The organism is Planctomonas psychrotolerans (assembly GCF_008642235.1).
GTDB classification, from domain to species: Bacteria; Actinomycetota; Actinomycetes; order Actinomycetales; family Microbacteriaceae; genus Planctomonas; species Planctomonas psychrotolerans.
Genome location: NZ_SJEV01000001.1, coordinates 2,805,164 through 2,830,206, shown reverse-complemented (window position 1 = coordinate 2,830,206; position 25,043 = coordinate 2,805,164). Strand labels below are relative to the sequence as shown.

Sequence of the window (25,043 nt, the reverse complement as noted above, 5' to 3'; positions counted from 1 at the left end):
TCCGGCATCGGTAGTTGTCGATCACGCTAGCATTCCCGCACGCTGGCACCATGACGAACGACGAACTGTCCACCCGCTCCACCGCGACTTCTCCCGCCGACGGATCTCCCATCGAGCCGTCACCCGTCCCCGACTTCCCCCTTCAGGACTCCCCTATGCAGAACGAGCACTGGGACGTGATCATCATCGGCGGTGGCGTCGCCGGCCTCAGTGCCGCGCTCATCCTCGCGCGCGCCCGGCGCAGCGTGCTCGTGCTCGACGCGCACGAGCCACGCAACCGCTTCGCTCCGCACATGCACGGCGTGCTGAGTCGCGACGGCTATTCCCCCCTCGATCTGGTCGCCGACGGCTACCGCGAGGTGCGCGCCGTCGACGGTGTGATCGAGAATGCGCGGGTCCTGCGCACCCGGCGCATCGACGGCGGATTCGAGGTCGAGACCGACACGGGCGCGCGCGCCACCGCCCGACGCCTCATCGTCGCCACGGGTACCCGCGACCGGCTTCCCGACATCCCCGGTCTCGCCGATGCGTGGGGTCGCGGGGTCGTCGCGTGCCCGTACTGCGACGGGTACGAAGCCGCCGGGCGCGCCATCGGGGTCCTCGCGGGCTCGGTCGCGGGACTGCACAAGGCGCACATGCTGCGCTCGTATTCGGCGAACATCACCGTGTTCACCGCCCTGGCGGGACCGATCCCTGAGACCGACCGGCTCGTGCTCGAGGAGCGTGGCGTGCGGTTCGAGCACTGTGCCGTCACGCACGTCGTCACCGACGGGGACTCCGTCACCGGCCTCGGACTGGCGGACGGAACGACGACGCCGATCGATGTGGTGTTCGCGGAACCGGCACCTGTGGCCCTGGACGAGCCGTTGCGACAGCTGGGCGCTGAGCGCACCGAGACCCCTTTCGGGTCGTGGACCGCCGTGGATGCGTTCGGCAGGACCAGTGTCGAGGGCGTCTGGGCGGTCGGCAACTCCAGCAGTCCGGCAGCGCTCGTCCCGATCGCTGCCGGATCCGGCGCCACCGCGGCCCTCGCCCTCAACGGGGAGTTCGTCGCCGTGGACGTCGCCGCAGCGACCGCGCGGGTCGACGCAGCGCGGGCGGGCGGCTCGAGCGACGCGGACCGTGGGCTAGGCGACGCGACCGCGTTCTCTCTCAGCGCGGAACGGAGGTGACCCGGATGGCTCCCGCAATCGAGGATGCAGCCACCGATCCCGCCACGTTCTGGGAGTCGCGCTACCTCACCCACCGTGGAGAGAGCGGGAGGGTGTGGAGCGGCTCCGTCAACGCGGCGGTCGAGCGGGAGGTGGTCGACCTCGCCGCGGGCAGCGCCCTCGACCTCGGCTGCGGCGAGGGCGGGGACGCGCTCTGGCTCGCGGCCCGAGGATGGAGCGTGACGGCCGTCGACATCTCGGCATCGGCCCTCGCCGTCGGGGCAGCGAGAGCGCTGCAGGAGGGACTCGCCGACCGGATCGACTGGGTGCGAGCGGATCTCGCGGCCTGGCAGCCGATGATGCGGTACGACCTGGTCACCGCGGCGTTCCTGCACTCCCCCGTCGAGCTTCCGCGCGAGCGAATCCTGCGGCGCGCGGCCGCCGCGGTGGGCCGTGGGGGCCGACTTCTCGTCGTCGGCCATGGCGGGCCGCCGCGATCGGGCTCCGGCGAGCACGATCAGAACGCCCTTCCCCTTCCGACGCCCGACGAGGTGCTCGCGTCGCTCCACCTGGACGACGGCTGGGTCGTCGAGACCAATGACCTCGTCGATCGGCACGCCATTCGTCCGGACGGCACCGCCCATCCGGTTATCGATACCGTTCTGCGGGTGCGGCGCGATCGCTGAGAGGCGCCGAGACGGTGGCGTCAGCCGGACGGGTTGTCGACCGGCTTGTCCTCCTTATCGGTACCCGTCTCCGGATCGACATCCTTCGGGTCGACGGACTCGTCGGGATCCGGAGTGGAGGTGGCGTTGCTCATGAGCATTCCGATCGGTCACACGCCGGCTCGCGTAGTCGGTGATGGGTGAACCGTACTCTCCCCTCGGGGGCGTGCGCGGCTAGGGTGAACGGATGGCGCCGTGCCGCCGGATTGGGGGCGGTATGCCGCTCGACCCTCTCGACCGCGATCTCCTGCGAGCCGTCGCCGGCTACATGCAACGCGCTTCGGAGCTGGCCATGGCGGACCTCCGTGACGAACGGACGCCGCTCGGAGACTTCCTCAGCGAATACCTCGGCACTGATGCTGCGGCGGTGCCGATCGTCACCGAGGAGCTTCCGCCGCATCGGCTCGTGGATGCTGATATCGCGCTCGACGTCATCGCGGGCGATTCCCCGGACTCCCTGTTCGGGGTGACGGGCGGGGAACAACGCTTCCACAGTTCCCTGTCGGACCTCGTGTCGAACGCGCACGGGCGATTCGACGTCGGTCCTGTCGCCTATGCGACGCTCGCCACCGGCCCCGACAGCTCGCGTCGGGTGGTTCAGTTCGGGTTGCGTCTGCTCCGACACGAGGGCACGCCGATCGCGCTCATTCAGCGCGGTCCCGCTCCGCAGTTCGGGCGGGAGCACGCCCAACTCGAGATCATGGCCCCTAACCAGGATGCGGTCGCGTCCTTCCTCTCCCGGCTACGGGCGCAGATGATCGACTCCAGCGTGCTCCGCGGGCAGGTTCTGTCCTTTCGGGCGACCCAGTACGGCCAGTCGGCCGGGGCGTCGTTCCTCCCCCGTCCGGACGTGCCGGAGGACGCCATCGTGCTCGAGGCCGGCATCCTCGACAACGTCGTCGATCACGTCGTCGGCATCGGTGAGCATCGGCGGACTCTCCTCGCGTCCGGTCAACACCTCAAGCGGGGGTCCTGCTGTACGGCCCACCCGGCACGGGCAAGACTCTCACCGTTCGGCACCTGCTGGCGCGAACGCCGAACGTCACCGCCATCGTGCTCACGGGATCGAGCATTCAGTTCGTCACCGCGGCTGCCGAGATCGCCCGCACCTTCACGCCATCGATCGTGGTGCTCGAAGACATCGACCTCGTCGCGATGGAGCGCACCTATACGCCGCAACCGCTCCTCTTCGAGGTGCTCGACGTGCTCGACGGTCTGGACGGCGACGCGGACATCGCGTTCGTGATGACGACGAACCGGGTGGACGTGCTCGAGCACGCACTCGCCGATCGGCCGGGACGCGTCGACCTCGGCGTGGAGATCCCCCTGCCGGGTTTCGAGACGCGCCGCCGGCTGTTCCGCCGATACGCCGGTGGGCTCCCCCTCAGCGAGAAGGCCCTGGAGGCGGCCGCCCTGGCCGCAGACGGAACGACCGGATCCTTCGCGAAGGAACTGATGCGTCGCACCGTGCTCCGCGCTGCCATCCGTGGCGATTCCCCGACCGACGCGGATCTTGCCGAGGCGCTCGACACGCTGTTGGCCACCGGAGCGGCACTCACTCGACGGTTGCTCGGTGGAGCGGGTGAGACAACCGGAGCAGACGGCCCAGCCGACGACTTCGCCGGGCTCGGATGAGCACGTGCCGCAGGTGTCACGGTGCGCCCGATTCCGAGATCTCGATCGCGTAACGCGCTGTTCACGCGATCCGGATAACGTTTCCCCACATACTTCCGATGAACAGGAGCCTGATGCGCTTTTCTCGAACCCTGAGCGGAGTCACCCTCGCGGGTGTCGCCCTCACGCTCGCGGCGCCCGCCGCAGCAGCGGCGGAGCTGCCGACGGACGGCGTCGAACTGACGTTGATGTCGACCACGGACACCCATGGGCACGTAGTCAACTGGGATTACTTCGCCAACGCGGAGTACCCGGCCGACGAGGCACTCGGTCTCGCCCGGGTCGCCACCGTGGTGGATGACGTGCGAGTACGGGAGGGCGAGGAAGCCGTCGTCGTGGTCGACAACGGCGACGCCATCCAGGGCACACCCCTCACGTACTACTACGGCCTCGGCGACGGTGCCGCGGCCGTGCTCGACGGCAGCACCGTTCACCCCATGGCGCAGGCCTTCAACACCATCGGCTACGACGCCCAGGTGGTGGGCAATCACGAGTACAACTACGGGCTCGACCTGTTGAGCGCCTACGACGAGGGCCTCGACGCGCCGTTGCTCGGCGCCAACGTGATCGATGTCGCGACGGGCAAGCCGTATCACGACCCCTACACCCTGATCGAGCGGACCATCGACGGCGAGACCGTGACGATCGGTGTCCTCGGCCTCGTCACGCCCGGCGTGCGGGTGTGGGACAAGCAGTACGTCGAGGGCGTGCTCGAGTTCCAGGACATGGTGACCGCGGCGAAGGAGTGGGTCCCGGTCGTCGCGGACCAGGCCGACGTGGTCGTCGTGATCGCGCACACCGGCGAGGGGACGGTCCCGGACACCGAATACGACCCCGCCGACCTCAACGAGGACGTGGTCAACAACATCGCCTACCAGGTGCCGGGCATCGACGTGCTCGTCGCCGGCCACAGTCACCAGGACATTCCGGGCAAGGTCTACACCAACGTGGCCGGCGAGAAGGTGCTGCTGACGCAGCCCTTCTACTGGGCGCAGAGCGTGACCGAGGTCACCCTCACCCTGCTGCCCGACGCCGACGGCGGCTTTGACGTGGACTGGTCCGACGCCGGCGCTCCGGTCGCCACGGCGCACTACGGCAGCGACATCGCCACCGAGGACGAGTCGGTGGTCGCCGCACTCGCCGACCAGCACCAGGCGACGATCGACTACGTCAACACGCCGGTCGCGACCAGCGTCACGGCACTGCCGGCCGCGTCGTCGCGCTACGAGGACACCGCGATCATCGACTTCATCAACCGGGTGCAGGCCGACACGGTGGATGCGGCCCTCGAGGGGACCGAGTGGGCCGACATCCCGGTGATCTCGCAGGCCTCGCCGTTCTCGCGCACCGCGCTCTTCCCGGAGGGCGAGGTGACCATCCGCGACATCGCCGGCCTGTACATCTTCGAGAACACGCTCCGAGGGGTGCGGATGACCGGCGCCGAGGTGCGCGACTACCTCGAGTATTCCGCCCGCTATTTCGTGCAGGTGGAGGAGGGCGCGGAGTTCGACCCGGAGACGGGGACGAACGCCGTGTACCCCGACCGCCCGACGGGCGTGCCGGACTACAACTTCGACGCCCTTCCCGGCCTGAACTACACCATCGACATCTCGCAGCCGGTCGGTTCGCGCATCGTCGGGCTCACCCTGCCCGACGGCTCGCCGCTGGCGGATGACGACGAGTTCATCCTCGCGGTGAACAACTACCGTCAGAGTGGCGGCGGCGCCTTCCCGCACGTGGCGGAGGCACCGGTCGTCTATAACGAGCTCCTCGAGATCCGCCAGTTGCTGATCGAGTGGGCGAGCGAGCGCGGGGTCATCGACCCGGCGGACTTCTTCGAGCAGAACTGGAGCCTCGTCACCACCTCGCCCGAGCCGACGCCGACCACCCCGACACCGACACCGACACCCGAGCCCTCGCCGACCACCCCGGCACCGGCGCCCAGCCCCGACCCGACGCCCGCGCCGGGCGCAGGAAGCGGCGGCAGCGGAACCGGAACGGGGAACGGCACGGGCACGGCGGGGAACCGGGACACCGGTGACCGCCGCCCCGGTTCGCTCGCCAGCACGGGGTCCGATGCGGCGCTGCCGATCGGCATCGCCGCAGCCCTGATGGGCGTCGGCGGACTCCTCTGGTTCGGCGCACGCCGCCGCACCGCCGCCGGTTCGCAGCACTGAGGTCCCACCCTGCCCGTCATGCCGCCGGCGTCTACGCTGGCGGCATGACGGCATCGGGAGGCATCGAACCGGCGCCTTCCGACGCCGCACTGATCGGTGCGGTGCCGGCCCCAGACCTGCACGTCATGACCCTCAACGTGCGGCGCCCGGTGCCCTCCCTCCGCCGGGGCGGTCCGGACGCCTGGAGCACTCGCGCACCGGCCCTCCGGCGGTTGCTCCTGTCGGAGCAGCCGTCGGTGCTGGGAGTGCAGGAGGCCGTTCCGGGGCAGGTGCGGTTCCTCACCGAGGGCCTCGGTCCGTCGTTCGCGGCGGTCGGTCGCGGCAGGAATCCCGACGGCGGCGGGGAGCAGTGCGCCATCCTCTTCGATTCCCAGCGCCTCCGGCTGACCGACTGGGCTCAATACGCCCTGTCGGACTCCCCCGACGTGCCGGGATCGCGATCCTGGGGCAACCTGTTTCCCCGCATTGCTGTGCGCGCGCAATTCGTCGATCTGGCAACGGGCGCGCGCCTGAGCGTGCTCAACACCCACCTCGACCACCTCTCCGCCCGCTCCCGGCTGCGTTCCGCGCGGATGCTCGCCGGGATCGCCCGTACCGCGACGGCGCCCACGGTGCTGCTCGGCGACGCGAATACCGCCGTAGCCACCGCGCCCTACCGCGAGCTCGTCGATGCCGGGCCGTTCCGCGACGCCTGGACCGATGCCGACCGCCGACTCACCGAATCCTGGGGTACCTACTCGCGGTACCGTGCTCCGCGGGTCGGAGGAAGGCAGATCGACTGGATCCTCGTCAGTGGCGGCATCCGGGTCGCTCGCTGCGGCATCAACGCGGCGCGGTTCGACGGTGCCGCGGCATCCGACCACGAGCCCGTGCAGGCGGTGCTGCGCGTCGGCGCGTTAGCCGATTCCCCAGCGACCGGCGGTTAGTCTGCAGGGGTGATGGAAACGTTCCTGCGAGCACCTCGCGGTGCTCCGGAGGTTCTCGCCGATGCCGTACGCATGGCGGGGCTGGTGAGCTTCGGGGTCGCGGCCGTGTTCCTCGGCCTGGTCGAGACCGCCGTATTCGCCCTGGCGATGCTCGGGCTCGTGCTTCCCCGCTTCCTCGGCGCTCGGGCCGCGCTCGATGCCCCGTTCGGTGTCGTGGTGCTGGTGGCGGCCTGGAGCAGCGTTCTCGACCTGTACACGACCGTGCCCGGATGGGACATCGTCATCCACTTCCTCACCAACGGGTTGGCCGCGGTGGTGGCGTTCCTCCTGTTCGTCCGTCTCACGGCGCGATCCGGGTCACCCGTGTCGAGCGGCTCCGACCTCAGCGGCACGGTGCTCACCACCTCGTTCGGTCTGTCGATCGGCGTGCTGTGGGAGTTCGCGGAGTGGATGGGGCACAACTTCGTCGACGCGTCGATCTTCGTGAACTACGACGACACGATCGGCGACCTCGCGGCGGGGGGTCTCGGATCGTTCGTCGCGGGCACTCTGCTGGGCTTCTTCACGGCGCACAGTCGCTGGGTGCCGACACGGTCCGAACTGACCTCCGTCGACTGAGCACTTTCTCCGGCATCCGGGGTGCCGGAGCCGGAGCAATCGCTCAGCACCGGTAGCGCGCTCGGGCCGGGCGCTCACCCGGGCGGGCTCGTTCGTCGGGGCACACCGCAGCCTCGGGTACGATCTTCTGTGACCTTCGACGCCTCTCCCTCCCCCATCGACCCCGTCGACCTCGGAACCACGCTGCGCGTGCTGGAGTCGCTGGCGGGGATCGACGAGGAGCACCCCGACTTCATCGCGGTGCGTCGGGCCACCGCACGCATGTTCAAATCGGTCAAGAAGCACCGCCGGTTGGAGAAGCGCAGCGTCATCGCTCTTGCGGACAAAGCCGTGATCGCCGCCACGGCCACCGGCGCCGCAGACCGCATTGACGACGAGACCCGCGGCATCGAGCTCTCGATCGGTACCACCTCGCCGACCGCCGGAACCCTGCTCCGCTCCCGGCCCTGCTACATCTGCAAGACGCACTACACGTCGGTCGACGCCTTCTACCACCAGCTCTGCCCCGACTGCGCCCGCCTCAACTCCGCCAAGCGCACCGCCAGCGCGGATCTCTCCGGCAAGCGTGCCCTCCTCACTGGAGGGCGCGCGAAGATCGGCATGCACATCGCCCTGCGGCTGCTCCGCGACGGGGCGCACACCACCATCACCACGCGCTTCCCGCGGGACGCCGTGCGTCGCTTCGCCGGGCTGCCCGACTCCGGGGACTGGCTGCACCGCCTCCGCATCGTCGGCCTCGACCTCCGAGACCCGGCGCAGGTGATCGCCCTCGCCGACTCGGTCGCGGAACAGGGTCCCCTCGACATCCTCATCAACAACGCGGCGCAGACCGTGCGACGCTCCCCCGGCTCGTACTCGCGGCTGGCCGAGGCGGAATCGGCACCGCTGCCCGACGGTCTGCTACCGGAGATGCTCACGTTCGGACACACCAACGACGCGCATCCGGAGGCCCTCGCCGCGTCGGTCGCCGCGCATCCGATCCTCGCCGACGCCGTCGGGCTTTCCGCGGCGCAGCTCACCGATCTCGCTCTCGCGCCCGGCTCCTCCTCGCTCGCCCGCCACGCGGACGGCACGGCGATCGACGCCGGAGGTCTCGTGCCCGACCTGCACGCGTCGAACAGCTGGTCGCAGCACGTGCAGGAGGTGGACCCGTTGGAGATGCTCGAGGTGCAACTCGCCAACGTGACCGCGCCGTTCCTGCTGGTCAGCCGACTCCGTCCCGCCCTCGCCGCCTCCCCCGCCCGGCGCACGTACGTCGTGAACGTCTCGGCGATGGAGGGAGTCTTCTCCCGCGGCTACAAGGGCCCGGGACACCCGCACACCAACATGGCGAAGGCCGCACTCAACATGCTCACCCGCACCAGCGCCCGCGAGATGCGGGAGACCGACGGCATCCTGATGACGAGCGTGGACACGGGCTGGATCACCGACGAGCGCCCGCACCCCACGAAGATCCGCCTCGCCGAGGAAGGCTTCCACGCGCCCCTCGACCTCGTCGATGGTGCGGCGCGCGTGTACGACCCGATCGTGCGGGGCGAGCAGGGCGAAGACGTGTCGGGCGTGTTCCTGAAGAACTACAGGCCCGCCGACTGGTGAGCCGGCGGGCCTGGAGGTTCCGCTAGGGAACTAGCGGAGGAGCTACTCGACGGCGTCGAGGTCCGTCTCGAGCAGGGCCGCGAGCTCGTCGAGCGCCTTCTCGGCGCCTTCGCCCTCGGCTGCGAGGGTGACGACCTCGCCGTGAGCGGCACCGAGGCTCATGATCGAGAGGATGCTCGCCGCGTTCAGCGGAGTGCTTCCGTTCTTGCTGATGGTCACCGGCACCGGCTGCTTCGCAACGGCCTCGATGAAGAGGGATGCGGGGCGGGCGTGCAGCCCGACGCGGCTGGCGATGGTGGCGTGGCGCTCGGCCATGGGGTTCTCCTTGGTGTCGTTAGGGACGGGGTGGTTCGGACGGGGTGGGCTTTCAGGCTACGGAAACCGCCGCCTGCGAGTCGACGGATCCCGGCTTCTTGGCCACCCAGCGCTTGAGGGCGATCACGACGAGCGCCGAGACAACGGTACCCGCCGCGATGGCCAGCAGGAACATCGGGAAGTTGCCGATGGCGAAGAAGACGACGATTCCACCGTGCGGCGCCTGAGACGTGACCCCGGCGCCCATCACGATGGCGCCGGTGAGGGCGCTTCCCACGATGCCCGCCGGGATGACGCGCAGCGGGTCGGCCGCGGCGAACGGGATCGCCCCCTCGGAGATGAATGCTGCTCCGAGGAACCACGCCGCCTTGCCGTTCTCGCGCTCGACCGGGCTGAACAGGCGTCGGTCGAGCACGGTGGCGAGCGCCATGGCGAGCGGCGGCACCATCCCCGCGGCCATGACCGCCGCCATGATCATCCACGGCGCCTGGTTGTCTGCCGCACCGGCGCCGAGACCGGCGACCGCGAAGGCGTAGGCGACCTTGTTGACCGGTCCGCCGAGGTCGACCGCCATCATGACGCCGAGGATGACGCCGAGCAGCACCGCCGAGGCGCCCGAGAGCGAGGACAGCCAGTCGTTCAGCCCTGACATCAGCGCGGCGATGGGGCCGCCGAGGATCACGATCATGAGTCCCGAGGCGACGATGGAGGCGAACAGCGGGATGATGACCACCGGCATGAGCCCGCGGAGCCAGCGCGGCACGTCGATGCGACCGATCGCGTAGGCGATCCCGCCGGCGAGCAGACCGCCGACGAGGCCGCCGAGGAAGCCCGCGTTCATGATCAGAGCCACGGCGCCTGCCGTGAAGCCCGGGGCGATGCCGGGGCGGTCCGCGATCGCGTAGGCGATGTACCCGGCGAGGGCGGGAACGAGGAAGCCCATCGATGCTGCACCGATGATGTACGCGACCGCGCCCAGGTACGTGGCCAGCCCGCCCTCCGGGAGGTTGAACAGGCTGTTGCCGAGGATGATGTCCCCGGCGTCGTCGGTGATGTCGAAGCCACCCAGCAGGAAGCCGAGCGCGATGAGGAGGCCGCCGCCGGCGACGAAGGGGATCATGTAGCTGACGCCGGTGAGGAGCCACCGCTTGAGCTTCTGGCCGGCGTGCTCGTTCGGTGCGCCGACCGTGCGGGCACCGGCGTCGGCGCCACCTCCGGCGACGCGGGCGGCGTTCGGGTCGTCCCCGGCCGCGAGGGCCTCCGCGATCATGGTGTCGGGAGCGTCGATGCCGCGCTTCACGGGCGACTGGATCACGGGCTTTCCGGCGAAGCGGCCCTTGTCGCGAACGTCGACGTCAACGGCGAAGATCACGGCCGATGCTCGGGCGATGAGGTCGGGATCGAGCGCCGTGGTGCTCGACGACCCCTGCGTCTCGATGTGCAGGTCGACACCGGCCCGGTCGGCGGCAGCGACGAGCGCGTCCGCCGCCATGTAGGTGTGCGCGATGCCGGTGGGGCACGCCGTGACGCCCACGAGCACGGGGCGCTCGGCCGCTACCGCCGTCGCGCCGGCCGCTCCGGCGGTGGCAGGCGCGCCGCTCACCGGGTGCGCGGACGATGACGCTGCCGGCGCGGCGGCGGGCGCGGTGGCCGGTGCGGGTGCCGGGGCGTCGGTGAGAGCGCCGTCGACGAGTGAGACGATGGCCTCGCGCGACGGTGCCTCGCGGAGGGCGGCCACGAAGTCCGGCTTGATGAGGGAGCGGGCGAGCTTGGACAGCAGCGCGAGGTGCGCCTGATCTGCTCCATCGGGTGCCGCGATGAAGAAGATCAGGTCCGCGGGCGCGTCGGCGGAGCCGAAATCAATGCCCGGGTTCGGTCGCGCCATGGCGAGCGTCGGTTCGAGCACGGCCGCGGATCGGCAGTGCGGGATCGCGAGGCCACCCGGGATGCCGGTGTCGGTCTTCGATTCCCTCGCCCATGCGTCCGCGAAGAGCGCTTCGGTGTCGGTTGCGCGGCCGCTGTCGACCACGAGGCGCGCCAGTGCGCGGATGACCCCGGCACGGTCGGTGCCGAGGTTCTCGTCGAGCACGACGAGTGAGGGGGTGATGAGGGACGTCATTGTGTTCTCCTGATCGGGCGGATGGGTGAGGTTCAGTGCGGTTACGGCGTGCGGGACGAGAGACTGCGGAGGATGGCCGTGTCGGGCCGCGTCTGGTGCGCGGCCGGCATGGTGCTTCCGGGCAGGGAGGCGGCGGCCGATCCGTGCGCGACGGCCTGGGCGAGGCGACGCTCCGGCGGCTGGCGCGCGGCGTCGGCCAGCAGATAGCCGGCGAGCGACGAGTCCCCTGCTCCGACGGTGCTGCGCGGCACCACCGGGGGCATCTCGGCGAGCCACCCGCCATCCGCGGTGGCGAGCACCGCGCCGCGGGAACCGAGGGTCGCCAGAACGGCTGCGCACCCGGGGCCGACCAGCGATCGCGCGGCGTCGAATGCGGCGTCGACGTCGTCCTCGAGGGCGTCGCCGACAGCGGCGCCGGTGAGCTCGGCCAGTTCTTCGGCGTTCGGTTTGATGAGGTCGACCTGGGCGCCGGCGGCGAACAGCGCGGACAGCGGCGCACCGGACGAGTCCACCGCGACGCGGGGAGCTGACGACCCGAGCTCCGCCCGCACGGCACGGATCACCCTGGCGTAGAAGTCGTCGGAGAGGCCGGGCGGAAGCGACCCGGCGAGCACGAGCCACGTCGCACCGGCGGACGATGCGACGACGAGCCGGGTCAGGGCCTCTGCATCGGAATCGGTCAGCGTGGGCCCGGGCTCGTTGACCTTCGTGGTCGTGCCGTCGGGCTCGGTGAGGGTGACGTTCGACCGGATGCGTCCGGTCACCGGCAGGTTCGCCGACGGGATGCCAGCGGCGGCGAGGGCCTGCAGCATCGGATCGGTGCGGGCCCCGGGCAGCACGGCGAGCGTGTCGAGGCCCGATGCGAGCAGCGCGCGAGACACGTTGACGCCCTTGCCGCCGGGCTGCTCCTCGGTCGCGAACGCGCGCTGCACCTCGCCGCGGCGCAGCGGCTCGGACAGCTCGATGGTGCGGTCGAGGCTGGGATTGGCGGTCAACGTGACGATCATGCGACCATCACCTCCACTTCGGCGTCGGTGAGCGCTGACGCGAGCCGGTCCTCCGGCTGCGCACTGGTGATGAGGGTGTCGAGTTCATCGAGGGCGGCGAACCGCATGAGGGCCTCTTCGCCGAGCTTGGAGTCGTCGACGAGAGCGACGGTGCGGCGGGCGGCGGTCACGTAGGCGGACTTGACGGCGGCCTCCTCCTGATCCGGGGTGCTCAGTCCGAAGTCGGCGTGCACGCCGTTCGCGCCGAGGAAGGCGATGTCCGGGCGCACACCGCGCAACTGCGCGACGGTGGCCGCCCCCACGGCAGCACCCGTGATACCCCTCAGGCGTCCGCCGAGCAACTGCACCTCGACATCGGGATTCGTTCCGACGATCGAGGCGATGGACACGGCGTTGGTGATGATGACGAGCGATCGGTGGGCCGCATCCGGGCGCCACCTGGCGATGTGCTCGGCCAGGAGCCCCGTGGTCGTTCCGGCGTCGACGGCCACGGCTCCGCTGAACGATGAGGGAAGCAGCGTGCGGGCGGCGTCGGCGATGCGGCTCTTGGCAGCGGCGTTCCGGTCGGTGCGCGCGGACACGCTCTCCTCCAGCCGGCTCGTGCGGGATGGCGCCACGGCCCCGCCGTGCACCCTCCGCACGACTCCACGGGACTCGAGCTGGGCCAGGTCGCGACGGACGGTCTCGGCGGTCACGTCGAACGTGCTGGCCAGATCGAGCACGGACACGCGGCCCTCGCTCTCGATCAGGTGCGCCACACGCTCCTGTCGCTCCTCCGCGTACATCGATTCTCCTGTCCCCATTGACGAGCGTGCGGTCTGTCGATCTGTGTTTATGTGACTTTACCTGTGCTTCACCTCGAATACAACACATTTCCACATTGATGTGGATGAGCTGCGGCGTACGGTGCGGGCCGTTCGGGGTGCACGGCAGAATGGAGGATGCCGAGGAGGCGCCGCCCGGCGTCGGCGGCACTGACATGCGAGAGGGAGCATCGTGGCCGAGCGTCAGCGGAGGGTCTCGGAACCGCTCCCCCTTCTCATCGCCATCGCCGCTGCCATGTTCGCGATCGTGGGCTTCGCAATGGTGCGCGGGCACGCCGACTGGACCGACGTGCTCCTCAGCGCCGGCTATGCCGCGGTCGGATCGATCGCGGTAGCGGGAATCGAGCGCCGTCTCCGTGAGCGGTCCCGCCGCCCGTAACCATTCGCCTCAGACCGAGGACCGAGTCGGCGGACCCCCCCCCCCCAGCACTCCCGGTATCGGATTGCCGGCGTTGGCGAGCGCGCGGGACGTGGGTGAACGCCTATCGAGTGCGCGTGACTTCTCTCGTGCGTCGATGATGAGCCGACACCGGGATCCGGGCATCGGGAAATCCACCCGGACGTCGCAGACTGTGTCGCCGTGTGACGACGCCGCTATCCCTTCGCGGGCGCGCGACCTAACCTCGACGCACGAGGAAGGGAAGCCGTGCCGAACAGTTCTGTGGGTCTACTGCCGATTCAGCGCGCGGTCGCCGGAGCATCTCCGGGGGCGTGGTGCGACGGGCTCGTGTCCGCGGTGCGGCACGGCGTGGTCGACGTGATCCTCCTCGACGGGTCGCTTCTCCGACTGACCGGTTCCGCCGTCGTGTCGCCCGGGGAACCGGTCGCCGCTCATCCGGTCGCGGAGATTCTCGCGGTCGGCACGTCCTGGTACTCTGCTCGACCGATTCCCCTCTGACGCTCGCGACGTCGGCCGACGGGAATCTGCTGTGCGGGCCGCATCAGGCCGCGGGCATCGCCGCCTGACAGGCCTTCACCATCGCGTCGCAGGCCGCGGCACAGATGCGGCAGTGGTCGTGCATCTCCGCGTGCGCCCCGCATTCGGCTGCGCAGGCCTCACCCATGCTGACGCACGCCATCATCATCGACCGCATCACCGTCGCGTCGTATCCGGTCGGTCGCATCATCATCCGCATCATCGCCGTGGCGACGTCCGCGGTGTTGAGGCACATCGACGCGCACCGCGCCATGTCCTGACCCGCGTCCGCGTCGGCGCACATGGTCGCCGCCATCGCGGCGGCGGAGCACGCCTCGATGCAGTCCTGCATCTCCGTCATGTCCATCGCCATCTCGCCCTGAGGCATGGACTTCATCATGTCCATCATCGTGCTCATGTCTGCTTCGCCGCCTTCTTCTGTCGAGGAATGCGAGCGGGACCGCCCGCAGGAAAAGGCTACGTCTGCGTCGGCGCCTTTCCCAAGCATTTCCGGGTTCCGGACGAAGGGCCCGCAGTCGCGCGGAACGGCCATTCCGTTCGACGACAACAAAAACCCCGACCGTGGCGTTTCAGCCATCGATCGGGGTGGTGGTGGATCTGAGGGGATTCGAACCCCTGACCCCCTGCATGCCATGCAGGTGCGCTACCAGCTGCGCCACAGACCCGCAGCCTTCCGGAACCCCGGAAGACAACTCCACAAGATTACTACATCCCGGCGGCTGCTTTGTACGCCACCGGGCGCGGCTACGCCGGAACCTGCGGAATGTCGATCGGAACGACCGGGCAGTCCTTCCAGAGACGCTCGAGCGAGTAGTACAGCCGGTCCTCCTCGTGGAAGATGTGCACCACGAGGTCACCGAAGTCGAGCAGTACCCAGCGGCCCTCGGCGCGGCCCTCGCGGCGCAGCGGCTTCGAACCCTGATCGAGGAGCTTGTCCTCGATCTCATTCGCGATCGCCAGAACGTTGCGTTCGTTGCGCGCCGAGGCGATGAGGAAGATATCGGTGAGGGGTAACGGCCCCGACACGTCGAGGGCGACGAGGTCTTCGGCCTGCTTCGAATCGGCAGCCCGGGCGGCTGCGGTGAGGAGAGTGCGTGCGTGCTCGGTAGCGGTCACAGGGTCCTTTATCGGGTGAGAGGTAACGGAAGGGATGGGAAGGCGGGCTGCTACAGCCCCATGCCGAAGGCGACGGAGAGGAGAGTGCCGACGACCACGAGGAGCACTCCCCCGGTGCACGCCAGGACGACGGGCGTACTGATGCGGTTGCGCGCCGGCGGTCGGATGAGAACACTGGCGGAGGTGGCATTGCTGACCGCCCGGGTGGCGCTCACGGGCTCGGTGTCGAAGACCACGTGACCCTCACCGTCGGCGGCGTCGATGAGGCGGTCGATCTCGGCCGAGTCGTAACGGTCGGACAGGGCGCCGGGGGCACCGGACGCGAGCGGCGCCTCCATGGATCCGGTCACGAGTATGGCGCCCGTGCCATCGATGACCTCGTGGGTGTTCCCAGGAGCGGGAAGGGTCGGCAGCACGAGGCAGCTGGTGTGCACGCTGTGCCCGCCGGTGTCGGGCACGGTCCAGGCGGCGTCAGCGGAGTCGTCGTCGGCGGCGCGGCTTTCGGCGTCACCATCGGGGTTCGCGGCGCCGTCCACGCCGGCGGCCGATTGCGCGGCACTCGACGCGTGCGCCGGGCTCGGAAAAGAGGCGACGTGTTTGATGGGATCGTGGCCGATCGATGCACCCTCGGTGGGCGCCGGTTCGGTATAGGCGTTCTCTGCTGCGGGGACAGCATCCGCGTCACCGACCTGTTGCGGGTGCTGCTGGGCGAGCATCCGCTCTCGTTCGCGGAGTTGACGACGGGTCAGCGGCTGCTCACCAGCCACGCCCGAATCGACCAACTCCGTCATACAGAACTCCGATACAGATGGTGTTTCGAGATGTACTGAACGACACCATCGGGAACCAAATACCAGACCGGGAATCCCCGACCCACCCTCGCCCGGCAATCGGTCGAAGATATCGCCAGTGCCGGAACCTCCAGCAAGCTTACGTCGCCCTCCGGCAATTGACTAACGGTGAGCGCGTGGCCGGGGCGGGTGACAGCAACGAAGTGGGCGAGCGACCAGAGCTCGTGCACATCCTTCCAACTGAGGATCTGCGAGATCGCGTCCGCACCGGAGATGAAGTACAGGTCGGCGTCCGGTCGCTCGGCGTGCAGGTCGCGGAGCGTGTCGATCGTGTAGGTGGGGCCCTCGCGGTCAATGTCCACCCGGCTGACGGTGAACCGGGGGTTGGCCGCGGTCGCGATCACGGTCATGAGGTAACGGTGCTCGGCCGAACTCACCGCGCGCTTCTGCCACGGCTCACCGGTCGGGACGAACACCACCTCGTCGAGGTCCAGGGATTGCGCCACCTCGCTGGCGGCCACGAGGTGCCCGTGGTGGATGGGATCGAAGGTTCCACCCATTACGCCGATGCGGCGACGACCGCCAGCTGCATGCATCGCTGTCGCTGGCGCTAGTGGCTCGACCCGGTCCCGTGTCCCTGCTCCGGCGCCGCACCGCGCTCGAACTTGCCGCGGTGCCGGTTCGCCACGTCGCGGTAGCTCCACACCACGATGCCGAGAACGAAGAAGATCGAGAGCGCGATCGCTCCGAAGACCCAGGCCGGGAACGGAAGCTCACGAGCGAACTCGGACTCGAATGCGGTGAGGGCGGCGAGAGCGACGTGCTGCATGAAATCTCCGATCGGCGGATGCGCGTGGATGGACGCGCGCAGAACCCAGCTTAAGCCACGCGTCAGGCGCGCACGTGCCCCGACCCGCGCACCAGCCACTTGGTGCTGGTGAGTTCCGGGAGGCCCATCGGGCCGCGCGCGTGCAGCTTCTGCGTGGAGATGCCGACCTCCGCGCCGAAACCGAACTCGCCGCCATCGGTGAACCGAGTCGACGCGTTCACCATCACCACGGCGGAGTCGACCTCGGCGAGGAAACGCTCGGCGTTCGCGTGATCGTTCGTCACGATCGACTCGGTGTGGTGCGTGGAGTACTCGGCGATGTGCGCGAGCGCGGCATCGAGGTCGTCCACGATCGCCACCGCGAGATCGAGGGTGTAGTACTCGGCGCGCCAGTCGTCCTCGGTGGCGGGCACGGCATCCGGCACCAGGCGGCGCACGCGGTCGTCGCCGTGGATGGTCACCCCCGACGCGGTCAGTGCCCGCACCACCGGGGGGAGCAGGCGGTCGGCGGCATCACGGTGCACCAGCAGCGTCTCGATCGCGTTGCAGACGCTCGGTCGTTGCACCTTCGCGTTGTGCACGATGTCGACGGCCCACTCTTCGGACGCGCTTTCGTCGAGGAAGACGTGCACCACTCCGGCGCCCGTCTCGATGACGGGCACGGTGGATTCGGCGACGACGGTGTTGATGAGGTCGGCGCTCCCCCGCGGGATGAGCACGTCGATGAAGCCGCGGGCGCGCATGAGGTGAGCGGCGCCCGCCCGACCGAAGTCGTCGACGGTCTGCACCGCGTCTCCGGGCAGTCCGACGCTCTCGAGAGCGTCGGAGATGAGCTCGACGAGCACCCGGTTGGTGTTCTCGGCGGCGCTTCCGCCGCGCAGTACCGCGGCGTTGCCGCTCTTCAGCGCGAGGGCCGCGATGTCGATCGTCACGTTGGGCCGCGCTTCGTAGATCGCGCCGACCACACCGAAGGGAACCCGCACCTGACTGAGCTTCAGCCCGTTCGGCAGCGTCTTGCCGCCGATCACCTCGCCGACCGGGTCGACGAGCGCCGCGATCTCGAGTACCGCATCCGCGAGGGCGCCGAGGCGGCGTTCGTCGAGGGTGAGGCGGTCGAGGAGTCCCGTCGACAGTCCGTTGCTCGCGCCGATGTCGAGGTCGAGGCGGTTCGCCGGCGTGATGCGCTCGATGTTGCCGCGCACCGCATCCGCGATGGCCCGGAGCCCGCGGTTCTTCTGGTCCGCGGTGGCGGTGGCGAGCACGGCGGATGCCCGCTTGGCGGCGGAGAGCCGCTCGTCCAGGGAGGTGCGTTCGAGCGTGTTCGGCATAGGAGCATCCTACGAGAGCGGTGGGCGCTGGTCGGTGCGGTGCGGGGCGGCGGGATGCGGGTGGTGTGGGTGGTGTGGGTGCAGGCGGGCTTCGCCGGGGGCGGTGCGACGCGGTCTCGGTCACGCGCGCCCGTTGCGGTCGGATGCGCCACCGTTTCCGTCAATAGCGCCCGCTGATTCGCGGGCGATCGGCCGAAACTGTGGCGCATCGATGACAACCCGCAGGTATTGTCCCTTCGACAGGCTCAGGGACCGTGCGGCGCCGGGTCGAAGAAGGTGCCGACGGGGTCGCCACGGAGGGCGGAGGCGACGTCGGCGGTCGCGGCGAGCAGCACCCCGGCACCGGATGCGGTGGCGAAGCGGGCGGCGGCGACCTTCGTGGTCGCTCCCCCGGTACCGAGCCCGGTGCCCACGCTGCCCACGATCACGCCGGGCAGGTCGTCGCCGAACGGCACGTGCCGGATCGGCTCCGCACCGGGCTCCTGTGGAGGGCGCGTGTACAGCGCGTCCACGTCCGAGAGCAGCACGAGCAGATCGGCGTTCACGAGCTGCGCCACGAGGGAGGCGAGCCGGTCGTTGTCGCCGAAGCGGATCTCGTGGGTGGCCACGGTGTCGTTCTCGTTGATGATCGGCAGGATGCGCAGGCCGAGCAGCCGGTGCATCGCGCGCTCGGCGTTGCTCCGCGGCGTGGGGTGCTCGAGGTCACCGGCGGTGAGCAGCACCTGACCGGCGGTGATACCGAAGCGGTCGAGGCTGTCCTGGTAGCGGTAGATCAGCACGTTCTGGCCCACGGCGGCCGCGGCCTGCTGGGTGGCGAGGTCATCGGGACGCACGTCGAGTTTCAGATAGGGCATACCGGTCGCGATGGCGCCCGACGACACCAGCAGCACCTCGACGCCCCGCGCGTGCGCCTCCGCCAGCGCGGTGACCAGCGGTTCGATCTGACCCGCGTTCTTCCCGCTGATCGACGACGACCCCACCTTGACCACGATGCGGCGTGCGGAGAGGATGTCGTCCCGACTACGAACGGTCATCGTCCTCGGCCCAGAGTCCGGCCTCGCGCTCGCGCACGAGCTCGGCTCGGGCGGCCGCCTTGGCGTCCATGCGCTCGGTGTACGTCTCGCGGCGCTTCACGTTCGTGCGCCGGTCGGAGGACTCGAGTCGCGCATCCGAACCGCGGGGCCCGGTGATGAGCTCCGCCGTCGAGCCGAGCGTGGGCTCCCAGTCGAACACGACCCCGTCGCCCGGGCCGATGATGACGGTCGAGCCGGCCGAGGCGCCGGCCTTGAACAGCTGGTCCTCCACCCCCACCTTGGCCAGGCGGTCGGCGAGGAAGCCCACCGCCTCGTCGTTGGTGAAGTCGGTCTGCTGCACCCAGCGCTCCGGCTTGGCGCCGAGGATGCGGTACACGTTGCCGTAGGTGCCGCCCTCCACCCGCACGACGAAGCTCTCCTCGTCCACCGCCTTGGGACGCAGCACGATGCGCTGCTTCACGGGCGCTTCGGCGGCGGCCTTGCGCTCGGCTTCAACGAGCTCGGCCAACGCGAAGGAGAGCGAACGCAGTCCCTCGTGCGAGGCCGCGGAGATCTCGAACACGCGGTAGCCGCGAGCTTCGAGCTCCGGACGCACGAGCGCGGCGAGATCCTTCGCCTCGGGCACGTCGACCTTGTTGAGCGCGATCAGCTGCGACCGGTCGAGCAGAGGGATCTGGCCGTCGGGCACCGGGTATGCCGCGAGCTCGCCGAGGATGACGTCGAGGTCGCTGATCGGGTCGCGACCGGGGTCGAGCGTGGCGCAGTCGAGCACGTGCAGCAGCGCCGTGCAGCGTTCCACGTGACGGAGGAACTCGAGCCCCAGGCCTTTGCCCTCGCTCGCACCCTCGATGAGACCGGGCACGTCCGCGATCGTGTAGCGGGTCTGCTCCGCCTGCACCACGCCGAGGTTCGGGTGGAGCGTGGTGAACGGGTACTCGGCGATCTTGGGTCGGGCCGCGGAGAGCGCGGCGACGAGGCTGGACTTGCCGGCCGAGGGGTAGCCGACCAGTGCGACATCCGCCACCGTCTTCAGCTCGAGGACGACGTCGCCCTCCCAGCCGAGCGTGCCGAGCAGGGCGAAACCCGGCGCTTTGCGCTTGGTTGAGGACAGGGCGGCGTTGCCCAGTCCGCCCTGGCCGCCCGGGGCCACGACGAAGCGCATCCCGGGTTCGGACATGTCGATGAGCTGGTTGCCCTCCGCATCGGACACGACGGTGCCCACGGGGATGGTCAGCTCGAGCGTCTCGCCACTCGCGCCGTTGCGGTGGTCGCCCATGCCGGGTCCGCCGTTGCTGGATGAGCGGTGCGGTCCGCGGTGGTACCCGAGCAGCGTGGTGACCTGAGGGTCGCTCACCAGCACGATGTCGCCGCCGTTGCCCCCGTTCCCGCCGTCGGGTCCCGCGAGGGGCTTGAACTTCTCGCGCTTCACGGAGACGCAGCCGTCCCCGCCGTTGCCCGCCCGGAGGTGAAGTGTCACGGTGTCAACGAATGTCGCCATGGGACAGTCCGTCCTTTCACCCGCGGAGGCAGGTCTCGTTCGTTAACGCGAAGAGGCGGGCCGAAGCCCGCCTCTTCGCTTGCACAGTGTGTCGTTGAGCGTCAGACAGCCGCTGCGACGATGTTGACGACCTTGCGGCCGCCCTTCGCGCCGAACTGGACCGAGCCAGCCTCGAGGGCGAACAGGGTGTCGTCGCCACCACGACCGACGTTGACGCCGGGGTGGAAGTGCGTGCCGCGCTGGCGGACGATGATCTCGCCCGCGGAGACGACCTGACCGCCGAAGCGCTTCACGCCGAGGCGCTGTGCGTTGGAGTCGCGACCGTTGCGAGTGGAACTCGCGCCCTTTTTGTGTGCCATGTGCTGATCTCTTCCTGACTAACGGGTGTGGGGACTACGCGATTTCGGTGACCTTGACGCGCGTGAGCTCCTGACGGTGCCCCTGGCGCTTCTTGTAACCGGTCTTGTTCTTGAACTTCTGGATGACGATCTTGGGACCGCGGAGGTCGTTCAGAACCTCGGCCGTCACGGTGACCTTCGCGAGCGACGCCGCGTCGGAGGTGATCGTGTCGCCGTCGACGAGCAGGACGGCGGGGAGCTGGACGTTGCCGTCCTTGTCAGCCTTCTTGCGGTCCATCGTGACGATGGTTCCGACCTCGACCTTTTCCTGGCGGCCACCGGCGCGCACTACTGCGTAAACCACTTCTCGTACCTAATTTCTCTCGGGGATCCTGCATATGAGGACACGTCCGTCATCGAACCGAACCTGTGTCGTGACGCTCGTGTCTGACTCTGAGGAAGTCTGCGGCGATCTCGTAGGCTTTGCCTAACGCACGCCAGCGGTCAACTTTACTTGATCGAGACTAGCCGGTCAAACGGAGCCGACCCGCGTTCGCGCGGCGTGTCCGCGAATCCGAGCCGATCCGCCGCTGCCCTCGTGTGCGCCGACGGCGGGCGGTCGCCTGCCTAGACTGCGACCATGACCGTGCTGATCGACCGTCCGATGTGGCCCGCCCACGACACCCTCTGGTCCCACCTCGTCAGTGACAGCACCCTGGCCGAGCTGCACGCGTTCGCCGACGTCAACGGCATCCCCCGCCGGAGCTTCGATCTCGACCACTACGACGTGCCGGAGGCGCGCTACGCCTCGCTCGTCGCCGCGGGCGCCGTACCGGTGGGCAACCGAGAGCTGGTGCTGCGCCTCGTGGCGAGCGGACTGCGGGTGCGTCAGCGCGATCGACGCTGACGCACCCCGCCTGATCTACTCGCCCGCGCCGTCGTTCCGGTCCGGGCCCCGGTCCGCCGCCGTGGCGTCGCTCGTGCCGGCATCATCGCTGTGGCCCGCGTCCCCGGCGGGCGTGATGGGTGCCGACAGGGTCGCGGTGCTCACCCGGCGGCTCCGCGAGCGCCCCTTGCCCGGCTCCTTCGGCTCGGGGAGGGCACTGAGCACGGAGCCCAGCAACTCCTCGGCGTCCTGCTTGCTCACCCGGCGCGGCTCGCGCACCGCCTTGGTGACGGGGATGTCGAGGATGGCGACATGCGCAGGAACCTCCGATGCCGCATTCGCGGGGAGAGTTCCCTGCGCGCCGTCGGACGGGGCAGCATCGGCGACCGGGGTCACCGACGTACCGGCCCCACCCGACGAGGATGCGCGACGGGACCGTGAGCCGCGGGGCGGCGTCACCGGAGCCGACGTCTCCGCCGGCACGTCGGGAACGGCCGGAGTGACGACGGGCTCCTCGACGGCCAGGTCCGGCACGGTGGGGTCCTCCGCGGCACGTTCCTGCAGCGCGGAGACGATCGTGCTCGTGGCGATCTTGGCGAGGGCATTGCGCGCGTCCTCGGTGATGCCGTGGGTGGACTTGACGCTGCCACCGCCCGAGGTCGCGCCCCCGCCGTTCCCGTTGCCGTTGTTGCCGCCACCGTTGTTGGTGCCGCTGGTGGATGACCCGGAGTTCGACGATCCACGGTTGGAGTCGCCGCTGCCCTTGCCCCGACGACGGGATGACGACATTTCCGGCTGCACGCTTTGCCGGTGCTTCACCAGCGGGTCGTGCTGCACGATGATGCCGCGCCCGGCGCACGCCTCGCAGTTCTCGCTGAACGATTCGAGCAGGCCGAGCCCGAGCTTCTTCCGGGTCATCTGCACGAGACCGAGCGAGGTGACCTCGGCGACCTGGTGCTTGGTGCGATCCCGGCTCAGGCACTCGAGCAGTCGGCGCAGCACGAGGTCGCGGTTCGTCTCGAGCACCATGTCGATGAAGTCGACGACGATGATGCCGCCGATGTCGCGCAGGCGGAGCTGACGCACGATCTCGTCGGCGGCCTCCAGATTGTTCTTGGTGACCGTCTCCTCGAGGTTTCCGCCGGAGCCCACGAACTTGCCGGTGTTGACGTCGACCACGGTCATGGCCTCGGTGCGGTCGATCACGAGGGAGCCGCCCGACGGCAACCACACCTTGCGGTCGAGCGCCTTCTCGATCTGCTCGGTGATGCGGTACTCGTCGAAGACGTCGGTGGATCCCTCGTACCGCTCCACGCGATCGAGGAGGTCGGGGGCGACCTGACTGAGGTATGTCTCGATCGTGCCGCGGGCGTCGTCACCCGAGATGACGAGCTTCTGGAAGTCCTCGTTGAAGACGTCGCGGATGATCTTGATGAGCAGGTCCGGCTCGCTGTGCAGCGAGTACGGGGCCGACTGGGTCTCCACCTGGCGCGAGATCTCGGCCCACTGCGTGGTGAGGCGCTTGACGTCGAGGGTGAGCTGCTCCTCGGTTGCGCCTTCCGCGGCGGTGCGCACGATCACGCCGGTGTTCTCCGGCAGCACCTCCTTGAGGATCTTCTTCAGGCGGGCGCGCTCCGTGTCGGGAAGCTTGCGGCTGATCCCGTTCATCGACCCGTTGGGCACGTACACGAGGTAGCGGCCGGGCAGCGAGATCTGGCTGGTCAGGCGGGCGCCCTTGTGGCCGATGGGATCCTTCGTGACCTGCACGAGCACCTTGTCGCCCGGCTTCAGGGCGAGCTCGATGCGGCGCGGCTGGTTGTTGCTGGACGAGTTCTCCGCCGCAGCCTCCCAGTCGACCTCGCCGGAGTAGAGCACGGCGTTGCGTCCGCGGCCGATGTCGACGAACGCCGCCTCCATGCTCGGCAGCACGTTCTGCACGCGTCCCAGGTACACGTTGCCGATGAGCGACGCCTCCTGCGCCCGCGCGACGTAGTGCTCCACGAGCACGTCGTCCTCGAGCACGCCGATCTGGATGCGGTTGTCCCGGGCGCGGATGACCATGCTCCGGTCGACCGACTCCCGGCGGGCGAGGAACTCGGCCTCGGTCACCACCGGGCGGCGGCGGCCGGCGTCCCGTCCGTCGCGGCGACGCTGCTTCTTCGCCTCGAGCCGCGTGGAACCCTTGATGCGCTGGGGCTCGGTGATCTGCTCCGGTGCCTCGCGCTCACGCGGTGTTCGCACCTTGACGACGGTGTTCTTCGGGTCGTTGTCGCCGGCACGGTTCTCGTCGCCCGGGCGACGGCGGGCACGACGGCGCACGGATGATCCGTCGCCGTCACGGTCGTCGCGCGCGCCACGGTTGGTGCGGTCGGCGTCGTTGCGGTCGTTCGAGCCGCTCCGATCGGCGCGCTCATCGACGAAGTCGGCCTCGAAGTCATCGAAGTCGTTGCGGTCGCTCCGTCGATTCGGTCGCGGCGGGAGGGCGGGGAGATCCGGCGCCTGGAACAGGAGAGCCGTGGTGAGTGGCCGTGGCGCCTGCACCGGCGGCTCGGAACGCTGGTCGGTGCCGGACTGGTCGCCGCCGGTCTGGCCGGTGCGGGCGTCGAGCTCGGCGTCCTGGTCGATGGTCTGGGGGGTGATGTCTTCGGTCACGGCGTTCTCCGCCTTCTGTGCGCGGACGCGATCGCTGAGCGACCGCCTCGCTGGATTGTCGGTGTGGTCTGCGGCCGTCGCGGAGTCGCGACCCGCTGGGCTTTCGCCGGTCGGGGTTTCGGGCGCGGCGGTCGGTTCGTGCTTCGGCCCGGCCTTGCGGCTAGTCCTCCAGCCGAACAGGCCACGAATGCCGCCGCCACTCTCATTCTTTTCCACCACTGCTGGTGCACTCCTTGACCGCACCCGGCGGCCGCGCCGCCCGACTGCGGTTACTCTCTCGCGCGGTGCCTGCCGGAGCAGATTCCGCTAATCCTGTGCATTTCGGACCGGCTCATGGCTACGGTCCCACGCTTGTTTTTTCGTACCTGTATTTGTTGACGCTTTATCGGAACTGGCTATCCGACACTGGCTGGGCCACGTGGTCCGGGTGGTGCCCGGTAAGACTTGTAGTGATGTCGCCACGCGCGGCGTGGGCGACTGACAGCCATTATCGCATGCCTTC

Annotated in this window: 26 protein-coding genes and 1 tRNA gene; 10 read left to right on the top strand and 17 right to left on the bottom strand. The window is 69.4% G+C overall.

From position 1 onward, the window contains the following. The first annotated feature begins 50 nt into the window (after nucleotides 1-50). Together EY822_RS13080 and EY822_RS13075 are read left to right on the top strand one after the other, a co-directional pair. Nucleotides 51-1,172, top strand: a complete 1,122-nt coding sequence (locus EY822_RS13080; protein ID WP_150308645.1) for an NAD(P)/FAD-dependent oxidoreductase — start codon at nucleotides 51-53, stop codon at nucleotides 1,170-1,172. 5 nt (nucleotides 1,173-1,177) lie between these two features. Continuing rightward, entirely contained in the window at nucleotides 1,178-1,837 is a 660-nt protein-coding gene (locus tag EY822_RS13075) for an SAM-dependent methyltransferase (RefSeq protein WP_150308644.1), read from the top strand. A gap of 781 nt (nucleotides 1,838-2,618) precedes the next feature. Here the strand turns inward: EY822_RS13075 and EY822_RS15515 are convergent. After that, complete coding sequence (locus tag EY822_RS15515) at nucleotides 2,619-2,804, bottom strand: hypothetical protein (RefSeq protein ID WP_227497282.1); 186 nt, start codon at nucleotides 2,802-2,804, stop codon at nucleotides 2,619-2,621. A 44-nt stretch (nucleotides 2,805-2,848) separates the two neighbouring features. Between EY822_RS15515 and EY822_RS15510 the strand changes: the two genes are divergently transcribed. From EY822_RS15510 to EY822_RS13050, 5 genes are all read left to right on the top strand, one after another. Continuing rightward, a complete protein-coding gene (locus tag EY822_RS15510) occupies nucleotides 2,849-3,511 on the top strand; it encodes an AAA family ATPase (RefSeq protein ID WP_227497339.1) in 663 nt (220 codons plus the stop codon). 113 nt (nucleotides 3,512-3,624) lie between these two features. After that, nucleotides 3,625-5,727, top strand: a complete 2,103-nt coding sequence (locus EY822_RS13065) for a bifunctional metallophosphatase/5'-nucleotidase (RefSeq protein ID WP_150308643.1) — start codon at nucleotides 3,625-3,627, stop codon at nucleotides 5,725-5,727. A gap of 44 nt (nucleotides 5,728-5,771) precedes the next feature. Then, the gene (locus tag EY822_RS13060; protein WP_150308642.1) at nucleotides 5,772-6,653 is read left to right on the top strand and encodes an endonuclease/exonuclease/phosphatase family protein; all 882 of its coding nucleotides are present in this window, start codon (nucleotides 5,772-5,774) and stop codon (nucleotides 6,651-6,653) included. Nucleotides 6,654-6,662: 9 nt separating this feature from the next. Beyond that, a complete protein-coding gene (locus tag EY822_RS13055; RefSeq protein WP_150308641.1) occupies nucleotides 6,663-7,271 on the top strand; it encodes a hypothetical protein in 609 nt (202 codons plus the stop codon). A 129-nt stretch (nucleotides 7,272-7,400) separates the two neighbouring features. After that, nucleotides 7,401-8,867 (top strand): SDR family oxidoreductase, encoded by a 1,467-nt coding sequence (locus tag EY822_RS13050; RefSeq protein ID WP_150308640.1) that lies wholly within the window; start codon nucleotides 7,401-7,403, stop codon nucleotides 8,865-8,867. Between the two features lie 42 nt (nucleotides 8,868-8,909). Here the strand turns inward: EY822_RS13050 and EY822_RS13045 are convergent, their stop codons facing one another. Genes EY822_RS13045 through EY822_RS13030 form a run of 4 tightly spaced genes read right to left on the bottom strand, consistent with a single transcriptional unit; the run spans nucleotide 8,910 to nucleotide 13,093 of the window. Then, nucleotides 8,910-9,182 carry an HPr family phosphocarrier protein gene (locus EY822_RS13045; protein ID WP_150308639.1) on the bottom strand — a complete coding sequence of 91 codons (273 nt, stop codon included), beginning with the start codon at nucleotides 9,180-9,182 and terminating at the stop codon, nucleotides 8,910-8,912. Nucleotides 9,183-9,234: 52 nt separating this feature from the next. Next, nucleotides 9,235-11,301, bottom strand: coding sequence for a PTS fructose transporter subunit IIABC (locus EY822_RS13040; RefSeq protein WP_150308638.1), 2,067 nt, complete (start codon nucleotides 11,299-11,301; stop codon nucleotides 9,235-9,237). A 41-nt stretch (nucleotides 11,302-11,342) separates the two neighbouring features. Continuing rightward, nucleotides 11,343-12,308 carry a 1-phosphofructokinase family hexose kinase gene (locus EY822_RS13035; RefSeq protein WP_150308637.1) on the bottom strand — a complete coding sequence of 322 codons (966 nt, stop codon included), beginning with the start codon at nucleotides 12,306-12,308 and terminating at the stop codon, nucleotides 11,343-11,345. Further along, on the bottom strand, nucleotides 12,305-13,093 hold the full coding sequence (locus tag EY822_RS13030; protein WP_150308950.1) for a DeoR/GlpR family DNA-binding transcription regulator: 789 nt from the start codon (nucleotides 13,091-13,093) through the stop codon (nucleotides 12,305-12,307). Before EY822_RS13030 ends, EY822_RS13035 begins: the two co-directional genes overlap by 4 nt. 211 nt (nucleotides 13,094-13,304) lie before the next feature. Between EY822_RS13030 and EY822_RS13025 the strand changes: the two genes are divergently transcribed. Together EY822_RS13025 and EY822_RS13020 are read left to right on the top strand one after the other, a co-directional pair. Continuing rightward, nucleotides 13,305-13,511: a hypothetical protein gene (locus tag EY822_RS13025; protein WP_150308636.1), complete on the top strand. Its 207-nt coding sequence runs from the start codon at nucleotides 13,305-13,307 to the stop codon at nucleotides 13,509-13,511. A 267-nt stretch (nucleotides 13,512-13,778) separates the two neighbouring features. Continuing rightward, nucleotides 13,779-14,030, top strand: coding sequence for a nuclease (locus EY822_RS13020; RefSeq protein ID WP_150308635.1), 252 nt, complete (start codon nucleotides 13,779-13,781; stop codon nucleotides 14,028-14,030). 43 nt (nucleotides 14,031-14,073) lie between these two features. Here the strand turns inward: EY822_RS13020 and EY822_RS13015 are convergent, their stop codons facing one another. From EY822_RS13015 to rplU, 11 genes are all read right to left on the bottom strand, one after another. Beyond that, on the bottom strand, nucleotides 14,074-14,601 hold the full coding sequence (locus EY822_RS13015) for an aldehyde dehydrogenase (RefSeq protein WP_227497281.1): 528 nt from the start codon (nucleotides 14,599-14,601) through the stop codon (nucleotides 14,074-14,076). 57 nt (nucleotides 14,602-14,658) lie between these two features. Further along, nucleotides 14,659-14,734: transfer RNA gene (locus EY822_RS13010), tRNA-Ala, on the bottom strand. A 79-nt stretch (nucleotides 14,735-14,813) separates the two neighbouring features. Then, entirely contained in the window at nucleotides 14,814-15,185 is a 372-nt protein-coding gene (rsfS, locus tag EY822_RS13005; RefSeq protein ID WP_150308634.1) for a ribosome silencing factor, read from the bottom strand. Between the two features lie 50 nt (nucleotides 15,186-15,235). Then, nucleotides 15,236-15,976 carry a hypothetical protein gene (locus EY822_RS13000; RefSeq protein WP_150308633.1) on the bottom strand — a complete coding sequence of 247 codons (741 nt, stop codon included), beginning with the start codon at nucleotides 15,974-15,976 and terminating at the stop codon, nucleotides 15,236-15,238. Continuing rightward, complete coding sequence (gene nadD / locus EY822_RS12995) at nucleotides 15,973-16,572, bottom strand: nicotinate-nucleotide adenylyltransferase (protein ID WP_150308632.1); 600 nt, start codon at nucleotides 16,570-16,572, stop codon at nucleotides 15,973-15,975. The genes EY822_RS13000 and nadD overlap by 4 nt, the downstream gene beginning before the upstream one ends. A gap of 14 nt (nucleotides 16,573-16,586) precedes the next feature. Further along, complete coding sequence (locus EY822_RS12990) at nucleotides 16,587-16,805, bottom strand: hypothetical protein (protein ID WP_150308631.1); 219 nt, start codon at nucleotides 16,803-16,805, stop codon at nucleotides 16,587-16,589. 62 nt (nucleotides 16,806-16,867) lie between these two features. Next, nucleotides 16,868-18,133, bottom strand: coding sequence for a glutamate-5-semialdehyde dehydrogenase (locus EY822_RS12985; RefSeq protein WP_150308630.1), 1,266 nt, complete (start codon nucleotides 18,131-18,133; stop codon nucleotides 16,868-16,870). Nucleotides 18,134-18,378: 245 nt separating this feature from the next. Then, nucleotides 18,379-19,167, bottom strand: coding sequence for a glutamate 5-kinase (proB, locus tag EY822_RS12980; protein WP_150308629.1), 789 nt, complete (start codon nucleotides 19,165-19,167; stop codon nucleotides 18,379-18,381). Beyond that, a complete protein-coding gene (obgE, locus tag EY822_RS12975; RefSeq protein ID WP_150308628.1) occupies nucleotides 19,154-20,665 on the bottom strand; it encodes a GTPase ObgE in 1,512 nt (503 codons plus the stop codon). The genes proB and obgE overlap by 14 nt, the downstream gene beginning before the upstream one ends. A 101-nt stretch (nucleotides 20,666-20,766) precedes the next feature. Next, nucleotides 20,767-21,024 carry a 50S ribosomal protein L27 gene (gene rpmA, locus EY822_RS12970; protein WP_150308627.1) on the bottom strand — a complete coding sequence of 86 codons (258 nt, stop codon included), beginning with the start codon at nucleotides 21,022-21,024 and terminating at the stop codon, nucleotides 20,767-20,769. Between the two features lie 34 nt (nucleotides 21,025-21,058). Continuing rightward, nucleotides 21,059-21,367: a 50S ribosomal protein L21 gene (rplU, locus tag EY822_RS12965; protein WP_150308626.1), complete on the bottom strand. Its 309-nt coding sequence runs from the start codon at nucleotides 21,365-21,367 to the stop codon at nucleotides 21,059-21,061. A 276-nt stretch (nucleotides 21,368-21,643) separates the two neighbouring features. Here rplU and EY822_RS12960 point away from each other — a divergent pair, with 276 nt between their 5' ends. Continuing rightward, nucleotides 21,644-21,910: a DUF4031 domain-containing protein gene (locus EY822_RS12960; protein ID WP_150308625.1), complete on the top strand. Its 267-nt coding sequence runs from the start codon at nucleotides 21,644-21,646 to the stop codon at nucleotides 21,908-21,910. Between the two features lie 15 nt (nucleotides 21,911-21,925). Here the strand turns inward: EY822_RS12960 and EY822_RS12955 are convergent, their stop codons facing one another. After that, the gene (locus EY822_RS12955; protein ID WP_406610335.1) at nucleotides 21,926-24,841 is read right to left on the bottom strand and encodes an Rne/Rng family ribonuclease; all 2,916 of its coding nucleotides are present in this window, start codon (nucleotides 24,839-24,841) and stop codon (nucleotides 21,926-21,928) included. Nucleotides 24,842-25,043: the final 202 nt, after the last annotated feature.